The 11,584-nt window shown below is 71.6% G+C and carries 5 protein-coding genes; all 5 read left to right on the forward strand.

The features are described 5' to 3' along the window. The first annotated feature begins 53 nt into the window (after positions 1–53). Positions 54–4,802 (forward strand): hypothetical protein, encoded by a 4,749-nt coding sequence (locus ACFVXJ_RS29820; RefSeq protein ID WP_389666408.1) that lies wholly within the window; start codon positions 54–56, stop codon positions 4,800–4,802. Then, positions 4,799–5,770 carry a hypothetical protein gene (locus ACFVXJ_RS29825; RefSeq protein ID WP_389666410.1) on the forward strand — a complete coding sequence of 324 codons (972 nt, stop codon included), beginning with the start codon at positions 4,799–4,801 and terminating at the stop codon, positions 5,768–5,770. Before ACFVXJ_RS29820 ends, ACFVXJ_RS29825 begins: the two co-directional genes overlap by 4 nt. A gap of 218 nt (positions 5,771–5,988) precedes the next feature. After that, a complete protein-coding gene (locus ACFVXJ_RS29830; RefSeq protein ID WP_389666411.1) occupies positions 5,989–9,876 on the forward strand; it encodes an amino acid adenylation domain-containing protein in 3,888 nt (1,295 codons plus the stop codon). Between the two features lie 15 nt (positions 9,877–9,891). After that, positions 9,892–10,734 (forward strand): DUF6202 family protein, encoded by an 843-nt coding sequence (locus ACFVXJ_RS29835; RefSeq protein WP_389666413.1) that lies wholly within the window; start codon positions 9,892–9,894, stop codon positions 10,732–10,734. Between the two features lie 2 nt (positions 10,735–10,736). Then, a complete protein-coding gene (locus tag ACFVXJ_RS29840) occupies positions 10,737–11,561 on the forward strand; it encodes an aspartyl/asparaginyl beta-hydroxylase domain-containing protein (RefSeq protein ID WP_389666415.1) in 825 nt (274 codons plus the stop codon). Positions 11,562–11,584 lie beyond the last annotated feature (23 nt).

The raw sequence follows: 11,584 nt of genomic DNA on the forward strand, positions 1-11,584 counted from the left end.
CCCCGGCGGGCAGACGGAAGAGCAGCGGACGGGACGGCCGGGAGGGCTTTGTCGTGACGGCACAGGGGATCGGGGTGCGCATCGAGGGCGCGACGGAGAACAATCTCCGCGACGTCGACGCGACCCTGTCAGAAGGCATCACCGCGGTGGTCGGGGCATCCGGCTCCGGCAAGTCCTCCCTGGTCTTCGACACCCTGCACAGGGAGGCCAGGCACCGTTTCCTGGCCACCCTCGCGGGCGCCCCGGCCACCGTGCGGGCGGCCCGGGTCAGGGCCGTCCACGGCCTGCGTCCGGCCGTCGCCATCGGCCAGAACGTGCTCAACCGCAACCCGCACTCCACCGTCGCGAGCGCCGCCGGAGTTCACCCCTTCCTGCGCGTGCTCTTCGCCCGGTTCGCCGTGCTGCGCTGTACGCGCTGCGCGGAGGTGACAGAGTCGGTGTCGGCCGAGGGACAGCTGTCCGCGCTGCGGGCGGCCGCCGCGGCCGGCCCCGTCGACGTCATCGCTCCGCTGGTGCGCGGGGCCCTCGGCACCCACGGACGCCTGCTCGCCCGGCTCGGCGAGCGGTTCGGTCACGGCGCCGTCACCGTGGACGGCGGGCCCTGGTCCGGCCAGCCCCTGGACCCGGACCGGCCACACACCGTCGCGGTCCTGGTCGGCGCCCTCACCGTCGGGGGCGACGTGAAGGCGGCCCGCCGACTGCTCGACGAGGTCGCCGCCCTCGGCTGCGCCCAAGTCGAGTTCCGTACGGAGTCGGGCTCGCGGGTGCTGTCCCGGGCCCGGCTGTGCACCGCCTGCGGCGCGCCGCTGCCGTCGGTCCGGCCGCAGGACTTCCGCACCGAGAGCCCCGACACCGCTGGCCACGAACTGGCCGGGCTGAACCTGCCCGCGTTGCTCCGGCACGACGTGAGCCGGGCCCGGGAAGTGCTGGCCGGCGCCGAACTCCCCCCGCACGCCGGCACCCCGCTGCGCAACGTCCTGCGCAGGCTCGACGCGCTCGACTCCCTCGGCCTCGGCTACCTTGCGCTCGACCGCTCCTCGCCCACCCTCTCCCGCGGCGAGGCGCAACGCCTGCGCATCGCCGTCCTCCTCGCCAACGACGTCGAGGACTTACTGCACATCCTCGACGAACCCACCATCGGCCTCGGCGCCGACCAGGTCCGGCGGCTGATGGTCGAACTTGGGAAGCTCGCGGGCCCTGTGGTGCTCGTGGAGCACGACCGCACCGCGGTGGCGAGCGCCGACCGGGTCGTCGAGATCGGACCCGCGGCCGGATCCGGCGGCGGACGGGCCGTGTTCCAAGGTACCCCCGCCGAACTTTGGGAGGCCGACACCGTCTCCGGACGCTGGTTCTCCGGCCGCGAACGCCTCACGGCCCCCGCGGGCTCGGGGACCGGCGACCGATGGCTCACGGTCAGGAACGCCCGTCACCACAACCTCGCCAGCTTTGACTGCGCCTTCCCGGTCGGCGCGCTCACCGTCGTCACCGGTCCCTCAGGAGCAGGCAAGAGCACCCTCGTCCGCGACGTTCTCGTCGCCTCCCTGGAGGCAGGCGAAGCCCGCGGCTGCACCGCCCTCGAAGGGGAGGCGCTCGTGCCGCTGACGGTCGACCAGTCGCCCATCGGGGTCAACCCCCGCTCCAATCCCGCGACGTACACCGGCCTCGCCGACCGCGTCCGCGCGGTGCTCGCCGCCGCCACTGGGCTGCCCGCCGGCACCTTCTCCTTCAACCGCTCCGAAGGCGCCTGCCCCACCTGCGCGGGCATGGGAGCCGTCGAGGTCAAACTGCGCTTCCTGCCCTCCGAGTGGGTGGCCTGCGAGGCCTGCGGCGGGCGCCGGTTCAGCGCAGAAGCCCTGGCCGTACGCGCCGAACTCCCCGACGGGAACAGCTACTCCGTCGACGAGATCCACGACCTCAGCGTCCGCGAGGCCCTGCCGCTCTTCCAACACGATGCCCGCGCCCGCCGGATCATCCAGGCCCTGCTCGATGTCGGCCTCGGCTACCTGCGGCTCGGCCAGCCCTCGCCGACCCTCTCCGGCGGCGAGGCCCAGCGCGTCAAGCTCGCCAAGCAGATTGCTGCCACCCGGCCCGCCCAGCTGGTCTACCTCGACGAACCCAGCACCGGCCTCCACCCGGCCGACGTGCCTCTGCTCGCCGCCCTGCTGCGCCGCCTCACCGACCGCGGCTGCACGGTCGTCGTCGTCGAACACAACCAGGACATCGCGGCCATGGCGGACTGGACCCTGCGGATAGGCCCCGGCAGCGGCCCCGACGGCGGCCGGCTGCTGCACGCCGGGCCGCCCGAGCCGCGCTCCGCCGAACCGGTCCGTCCGGCCACCGCGCTCCGCGCCCCGCGCCCCGCGCGTACCGCCGTGGAGATCCGCGGCGCCGCCGCCAACAACCTCCGTGACGTGTCGGTGGACATCCCCAAGGGCGCCATGACCGCCGTCGTCGGAGTCTCCGGCTCCGGCAAGTCCTCCCTCGTTCGCGACGTCCTCGAAGCGGAGGCCACCCGCCGGCTGCTCGAATCGCTCTCCCTGTACGAACGCCAGTCCGTGCGTGAAGGACCGGAGTCCGGGGCCGCCTCCCTCACCGGACTCGGCCCCACCCTCGTCATCGGCGCCGACGGCCGGGCGCCCGGCCTGCGTAGCACCGTCGGCTCGCTCACCGAGCTCAGCCCGCACCTCGGCGTCCTTCTCGCCTACGCCGGCGTCCGCCGTTGCCCCGACTGCCAGGCCGAGCAACGGCGTTCCGGCCACCGGCCGGGCAGCCCCTGGAGCTGCGCCGGCTGCGGACGGTTCGGCCCGCCAGCCGAACCGGCGGACTTCTCGCCGCTGCGCTACGAGTCGGCCTGTCTGCGCTGCCACGGCATGGGAACCGTGGCCGTCCCCCTCGTGGAACGGCTGATCCACCGGCCCGAACGGCCGCTGTGCGACGGCGCAATGTACTCGCCGGGCTTCTATCCGCGCTCCTACCTGTCGAAGCCCGCCAACGGTGGCTACTGGCAGCTGCTCGCCCTCGGTGAGCGCCACGGCTTCGACCCCGAGCGAACCCCCTGGCGGGAGATGAGCTCAGCAGCCCAGGAAGCGTTCCTCTTCGGCGAGGAGGAGGTCACCCTGTCGCCCGAGGCCCGGGTCACCCCGTCCGCGACGGTCGTCTGGCGCGGCGTCTTCCGCATCATGGACGGCTGGGACGTCGGCGGCCTCTACACCGAACGCGTGCCCTGCTCCTCGTGCGCTGGCGGGCGGCTGCGCCCCGAGTTCCTCGACCAGCGGGTCGCCGGCCTCAACCGCCATGACCTGCACCGCGAGACGGTCGACGCGGTGCGCGAAGCACTCGCCGGGCTCCGGCTCCCCGACGGGGCGCCGGGCTGGGCCGTCCGGTCGCACGCCGTCGCCCTGCGCCGTCTCGGCTTCCTCGGCCGTGTCGGCATCGGCCACCTGCACCTGGACCGGATGTCCAACACCCTGTCCGCCGGAGAGCTCCAGCGGGTCCGGCTTACCGCTCTGCTCGGCGCCGAGCTCACCGGCATGACCGTCCTCCTCGACGAACCGGCACGCGGCCTGCACCCGAGAGAGGTCGACGTCCTCGGCACGGTCCTCGAGGAGCTTCGCGACCACGGGAACACCGTCGTCCTCGTCGACCACGACACGCGCTTGGTCGCGCGCGCCGACCACTGGATCGTGATGGGCCCCGGAGCCGGCTGGCGCGGCGGCACCGTCGTCGCGGCCGGCAGCGCGGAGCAGGTGCGCGCCGACCCTGTGGCGCGGGCCCTCCTCGACCGCCCCCTGCCCGCCCGGGCCGCCGGACGGCGGGCCGAGCCCACTGGCTGGATGACCGTCCACAAGGCGGTCGAGAACAACCTCGACGGTCAGGACGTACGGATCCCGCTCGGCGTGCTCACCGGCATCTGCGGCGTGTCCGGCTCCGGCAAGTCAACCCTGGCCATCGACATCCTGGCGCGCGCCCTCGCTCCGAAGAAGCTCACCACCTCGGCCGCCGCCACCCCCGTCGCCCCCGGCGACCACGAACGCATCGACGGCGCGCCCAAACAAGTCAAGCACACCGATCAGAGTAGCGTCGGCATCACCTCGCCCGGCGCGTTCCTGAAGGTGCTTGGTCCGCTCCGGGAGGCGTACGCCGACTCTGCCCCCGCCCGCGAGCTCGGGCTAGGCCCCGCCGACCTCCAGCCCCGCTGCGACGGTTGCAAGGGCAAGGGCACGGTTGCCGAGGATATGGGCTTCATGCCCACCGTCCATCGGCCCTGCGATGCCTGCGGCGCCACCGGCTACCGCGCGGAGGCACGGGAACTCACCGTGCGCGGACACAGCCTCCCCGCGCTGGAACGGCTCGACATCGAGGAGGTCCTCGCCCTGTGGGAGGACAACGAGGCGGTCGCCGCCCCACTGCGCGGCGCCATCCGACTCGGTCTCGGCTACCTGTCGCTCGGGCAGGGGGCTGGCACGCTCTCAGGCGGCGAGCGCCAGCGCCTCAAGCTCGTGCGCGAGATCGTCGGGCAGGGCGGCCGCCCTGCCCTCCACATCCTCGACGAGCCCACCACCGGGCTGCACGACGCGGACGTTGAACGCCTGGTCCAAGCCCTCGACGGCCTGGTCGCCCAAGGCCACAGCGTCCTCGTCGTCGACCACGACCCCCGGCTCCTCGCCTGCTGCGACCGGCTGATCGAACTCGGCCCCGGCGGCGGGCCCGACGGCGGTCGGATCGTCGCCGAAGGCACCCCCGAGGAGCTGGCCGCCGGAGACACCGCGACCGCCCCGTACCTGCGTGAGGTTCTGTCATGACCGGATCCGCCTGGCTGCTCCTGAGCGACGCCTCGCCCGCGCTGCGCTGCCGCGTGCTCGCCGAACTGCTCGACGTACCGGAAGACGACCCGGAACTCGCCGATCTACTTATCCGGCGCGTCGACGACCCGGAGGCGCTCGCCCTCCTGCACGCCGAACCCGACGGGCTCCAGGAACTGGGCCATCTGCTGTGTCGGCTCGGCCGGCTCGGCTTCGACCGCCACCACCCGCGAGTGGCCGAGCTGGTTGAACGGCTCTTCGCCTACCAGCGGGACGACGGCTCCTTCCCGCTCGCGGAGTTCCGCACCGACGACCGCTACACCATGATCCCGCTCCAGGTCTCGCTGCCGTTGAGAGGCGCCGGTTCCGTCGGCGCGGCCATCGACCCGCGTGCCGAACGGGCCTACGACTGGCTGGTCGCCCAGCGCGTCGAGGACGGCTCGTGGCCGACCGGCCTCGTCGCGGGACAGCCCGGCAGCGTCCCCGGCTACCGCAGGCTGCCCGGCTCACCCGGCTGCCGTGCCAACACGGAGGCGGCCCTGTCCGCCCTAGTGCTCCACCCGGACCGGGCCCGCTCCGAGCCGGCCCGTAGGGCCGCCGACCTGCTGCTGCGACGCGAGACCCGGGACGAATGGGCGCTGGGCACCGAGATCGCCCGGCTGCACGGCCGGGAACGCGCCGCGGGCTTCATCTCGCTGCACTCCCGCTTCGATCTCGCCTTCGTCCTGGACCTGGTGTCCCGCACGGGCGTCTCCACCCAGGACGCACGGGTGGCGGACCTGGTCGGCTTTCTGGACGGGCTGCGCGGCCCGGCCGGGCTGTGGGAGCATCCCGCCCATCCGGATCTGAGCCGCTGGCTCACCCTCGACCTGCTGGCCGGCCTGCGCCGGCTGGAGGCCGGCGACTGGGCCGGTGAGGGCCCGCGGCTGCGCTTCCGGCCGGACGATGGGCCCGTGAAACACCACTGACGCCCCAACGCCACCGGACCCGCCCCACCGCCGTGTTCGACTGAAAACCTTGCCCAGTCGAATTCCATCGGCGATCGGATAGATTCATTCTCGTCTTCAAGAAGTCTTCCGTTTCCGTGGGGTGTGGACAGGTGAGTCAGCTCGGTGCCGGACAAGCGCAGCTTCTCGAAATACTTCGCCGTCGGAAAGCGGAAAAGGCTGCGGTCAACATTCCGAAGGTGGAGGAGGGTGTCAGAGTTCCGCTGCTTCCTGCACAGGCTCGTATCTGGTATTTCACTAGGCGATTCCCGGAGAGCGCGGAATACAACCTCTTCGACGCGGTCACCCTCCCCAAGGCACCGGACCGGGAGCTGCTGACCTCGGCCGCCCGCACCCTGACCGAGCGTCACGGCGCCCTGCGGCTGCGCATCCTCGAAGTCGACGGCGAGCCGATGCAGGAGGACTCCGGCCCGGTCGAGCCGCCGGTCGACTGGCACGACCTGCGCTATCTCGACCAGGAGGCCGCCGAGGCCCGCGCCGCCGCCATCGTCGAGGAGGCCGCGTCCAGCCCGCTGCCCACCGACCGGGCGCCGCTCTTCCGCCTCCTCGCCCTGCTGCTCCCCGACGAGCGGACCGTGCTGGCCCTCGGTTTCCACCACGTGATCATCGACCACTGGTCGGTCAGCCAGGTCATGGACGAGCTACACCGCCTGCTGGACGGGGCCGAGCTGCCGCCCGCCCACGAAGTGGGATACCTGGACTATGCCGCCGCCCACGCGCGGACCCTGGACGAGGCCCGGGTGGACCGCGAGCTGACCTACTGGAAGAGCCAGCTCGGCGGCGAACTGCCAGTGCTCGACCTGCCCAAGGACCGGCCCCGGCCCACCACCGAGACCCGCAACGGCGAGATGGTCGGCTTCCACGTTGAGGCCGAGCTCGCCGAGCGCGTGCGCCAGTTCGCCGCCGAGGAGCACACCTCGACGTTCGTCGTCCTGCTCTCGGCCTACCAGACGCTGCTCTCCCGGCTCACCGGACAGACCGACATCGTCGTCGGATCGCCCCTCGCGGGCCGCGACGACGAGACCGCCGAAAAGATCGTGGGCTGCTTCGTCAAGCCGGTCGCGCTGCGCGGCGATCTTTCCGGGGCGCCGAGTTTCCGCACCCTGACCCAGCAGACCCAGCAGACCCTGCTGGAGGCGCAGGACCACCAGATGGTCCCCTTCGAGCGCATCGTCGCCGAGCTGGGCATGGCCCGCACCCCCGGCGTCAACCCGGTCTTCCAGACCATCTTCGGCTTCGTGGCCGGTATCGGCGTCGACACCGACAGCGAGGGCGGCTCGCTCATCGCGCTCGACACCAAGTCCGCGCGCACCGACCTGACGGTCTCCTTCTCCGACGAGGGCGACCGCCTGTACGGCCTCATGGAGTACTCCTCGGACCTGTTCAACCGCTCCACCGTCGAACGCTTCGCACAGCTGTACCTGGACCTCCTGGACACCCTGATCGGCGGCCCCGAGACGCCCGTCAGCGAGGTGGCGCTGCTCCACGAGGCTGGTCGGCAGCAGGTGTTGCACGAGCTCAACGCGTACCAGAAGCCCGACATCCGCTACCGGACGCTGGCCGAGCCCTTCGAGGAGCAGGTCCTGCGCACCCCCGACGCCGTGGCCCTCGTGGGGGAGGAGGGCGAGCTGACCTACGCGGAGATGAACGCGCGGGCCAACCGGCTCGCCCACCACCTGCGCGACCAGGGTGTTGAGCCTGGCGGCAAGGTCGCCGTCTGCATGGACCGCTCCTTCGCCATGGTCATCGCGCTGTACGCGGTCGCCAAGGCCGGCGCCGCCTACGTACCGATGGACCCGGACCTGCCGGACGGCCGCATGGAGTTCATGCTCGCCGACACCGAGCCTCAGCTGGTGCTCGCCGACGACCGGGGCTCCGCCCAGCTTCCCGCGGGCCCCTGGACCGTCCTGCGACTCACCGCCGACCAGCAGCCCTGGGAGCAGTGCCCCGCGGACAACCTCCCGATCTCCACCCCACCGAACGCCCTCGCCTTCCTGCTCTACACCTCCGGCTCGACCGGCCGCCCGAAGGCCGTCGCCTACCCGGTGGACGGCGCTCTCGCCAACATCTTCTGGCTGCAGCGCCACTACCCCTTCGGCCCGGGCGACGCGAACATCCTCAAGACGTCGTACGGCTTCGACGTCTCCACCTGGGAGCTGTACTGGCCGCTGTACTACGGCGCCCGCCTCGTCGTCGCCCGCCCCGGAGGCCACCGCGACCCCGAGTACCTGCACCGGCTGACCGAGCAATACCAGGTCACCACCCTCTTCTTCGTCCCGACGATGATGGAGATGTTCCTGGCCGCCGCCCCGGCCGGCAGTTGCCGCTCCCTGCGCCGGGTGGTCATCGGCGGCGAGGAGGTCAAGCCCCGCCTGCGCGACGCCTTCCACGCCCACTTCGACGCCGAGCTCGTCAACTGCTGCGGTCCCACCGAGGCCGGCACTGTCGTCGAGGGCGTCATCCCCCGCGAGCCGGGAGTCCCGGTCCTGCCGCTCGGCCGGCCCTGCGGGAACTTCCGGATCTACATCCTCGGCCCCGACCTCGAAGTGCTCCCAGTCGGCGTCCCCGGCGAGATGTACATCGGCGGCGAGACCGGCCTCGCGCACGGCTACCACAACCGGCCCAGCATGACCGCCGAGCGCTTTCTCCCGGACCCCTTCGGCCCGTTCGGCGAACGGATGTACCGCACTGGTGACCTGTGCCGTTACCGTGAGGACGGGGTGATCGAGCACTTGGGCCGCATCGACCGCCAGGTGAAGGTCAGGGGCCTGCGCATCGAGCTGTCCGAGATCGAGTCGGTGCTCCGCGACCACCACGACGTCCAGGCCTGCGTCGCCCTGGCGCCCGCGAGCTTCGACGGCCGCATCGCCGCCTTCGTGGTGCCCGAGGAGGGCCGCGAGCCCGCCGCACAGGAGCTGGAGCGGCACGCCCGGCACCAGCTGCCGACCCACATGGTCCCCGCGGCCGTTGTCACCGTCGGACACATCCCGTACAACGTCAACGGCAAGATCGACGAGAAGGTGCTGCTCGACCAGCTCGGGAACGAGGCCGCCGGCGTCTCGGCGGAACTCGTCGAGCCCGAGGGCGAGACGGAGACACGGCTCGCCGCGGTCTTCCGGGAGGTGCTCGGCATCGAGCGGCTCAGCGTCACCGACGGCTTCTTCACGCTCGGTGGCCACTCCCTCCTTGTCTTCAAGCTCATCGCGGCCTGCACCCGGGAACTGGGCGTCAAGCCCACCGTCGGCGACGTGTTCGCCGCCCCGTCCGTCCGCGAGCTGGCCGCCCGTCTCGGCGTGGCCGCCGAGGAACGCGACGACGTCCTCGTCCCGCTCGTCCGCCCCGAGGGCAGGCCCATGGTGCTGTTCGTGCACGGCGCCGGCGGCTCTGTCCTGCCCTTCCACGCGGTCGGACGGCAGCTCGGCGACCGGTACGACGTGTACGGCCTCCAGGCCGTGGACGCCGAGGGGTCCGAGTCCATCGCCGACATGGCGGCCCGCTACGTCGCCGCCGTCGACGCCGTCCGCGGCACCCGCCCGCTGTTCCTGGCCGGCTGGTCCGTCGGCGGCTGCGTGGCACTGGAGATGGCCCGGGAGTGGCAGGCCTGCGACGTGGAACTCGTCGGAGTCACCCTGCTCGACTCGTGGCTGCCGCCCGCGGCCATCCCCGACCCGGTGGCCGTCGAGCAGGCCCGCGCGGCGTTCGCCGCCATGGACCTGCTGGGCGGCGAGGGCGAGGCCACCGCCGGCCTGGCGGGACTCTCCGAGGAGGCCGCGCGCATCCCGGTCCTCATGGAACGGCACCGTGCCGCATTCCTCGCCTACGCACCAGAGCCCTATCCGGGCGAGGTGTGCCTGCTGCGGGCGGCCGAGCCTTACCCCGACCCCCGCATCGCATTTCCCGCAATCCTCCGGGAGATCGACCACGGATGGCGGGAGCGTATCTCGGGTCTCTCCTCTCGGGAGATTCCCGGGAACCATTTCAGCCTCATCTCCGAGGAGAATTCGGTGTACCTCGCCGGAGCCATCCACGAAATCGTCGACGAGATGCTCTCGTTCAGCGAAATCTAGGAATCTGGAGTAGTCGTGACTGATATCGCATTCACCGCCGACGCGCGCAGCGCTCTCGACGAGCTCGTCGACCGGGAGATCCTCGAAGCCGGACTCGGCCGCGCGGACAACCGCTTCTTCGGCTTCGCCCGGGGCTTCGAGACGGGCGACTTCACCGGTCCGCTCGCCGTCGCCCACCAGTGGCGCGCGATGACCAAGGCATTCATGTTCACCACCCTGTCCGGCCTGGGGGCGACGGCCCGCACCCTCAACGCCCAGCAGTCGCCGTCCCACGACGTCCTGGCGGCCTTCCAGACGATCTTCCGGGTCATCGGCGACGACCTGGACAACCTCGCGCCGGTGTTCAGCGCGGTCTCCCCGAAGGGGCCCGCCGGAGCGCACTACGTGTGGTGGGAGAACTCCATCATCGCGCCGCTGGCCGAACACGTCGACGAGGCCGGCCGCGCCTTCGCCGAGCAGCTTCCCGAGGGCGTCGTGCGCCTCATCGAGAACATGGAGCGCTACGCGGACCACCCGCTCGGCGCCGCCGTGCAGCTGCGGGTCGTCGAGACCATCGCCCTCGACATCGCCGTCGGCTTCCGCCGCGTCTACGGCAAGTTGGAGGTCGACGGCGAGCGCCTCTTCCCGAACACTGAGGACCTCGCCTGGATCGACTCGCACATCAAGGCCGAGACGATGCACGCCGCCCAGGTCAGCGACGACGAGACCGGCATGACCTTCCTCGTCACCACCGAGGACGAAGCCCGCGCCTTCGCCGAGATGACCACCGAGTACTCCGCCAGCTGGGCCGGCGCGCTTGACGCCTTCGCCGACTCACTCGGTCTGCCGCCCACCGGATCCGCAGCCCAGGCGGCCTGACCATGCGCTCTCACCGCATAGCCGCGCTCCAGCTCGACGAGGAGCGCCTCGCCGCCGACCTCGCGGTCTCCGAGGACTTCGCGTACAACGACTCGTACGCTGACTTCGTCAGTACCGGCCTGCTCCGCAGCACCATGCTGTGGAACCAGACCGGCGACCTGGCCGAGTCCTCACTCGGCGACTACGAGGGCTCGGCGCGGTCCACGCCCCACGGCGAGGCGCTGTCCTACGTCCGCGAGCTGATCGGCCGCTGCTTCCGCACCGAGTATCTCAAGTACGCCCGCTTCATGCGGCTCGCACCCGGCAGTGTCTACGTGCCGCACCGCGACTTCCTGGAGCTCAAGGCCGACATGGTGCGGGTCCACCTCCCGCTGCAGACCGACGACCGGGTCTTCGCCTCCGAGGACAACACCGTCTTCCGGATGCGCCGCGGCGAACTGTGGTACCTCGACGCCACACGGACGCACTCCGTCGGCTCCTTCTCGGACCGCGACCGCGTCCACATCGTCTGTGACTTCACCGCCGACAGCCTCCAGCAGGTTCTCGCCGACGACGTCCTGCTGCGGCCTGACGTCCCGGCGAGCAACATCGCCGAACGCCCGCGGCTCGACGAGCAGGGCCGGCAGGCCCTGCTCGGCCTGGCCAACGTCCTCGACGAGCACAACTACCAGGAGATCCAGACCCTCCTGATCAAGCAGCACTTCGTCTCCGACATCTCCGGCGACGACGTCTTCACGCTGCTGAAGGAGATCGCGGCCGGCAGCGGCCGAGCCGATCTGCTGCACCGTGCCACCGCGCACGAGGAGTACTGCATGGTCCGCCGCTAGGACCGTGACGCGCACCACGCTGC

It is taken from the genome of Streptomyces sp. NPDC058279, assembly GCF_042881255.1.
Taxonomy (GTDB): domain Bacteria; phylum Actinomycetota; class Actinomycetes; order Streptomycetales; family Streptomycetaceae; genus Streptomyces.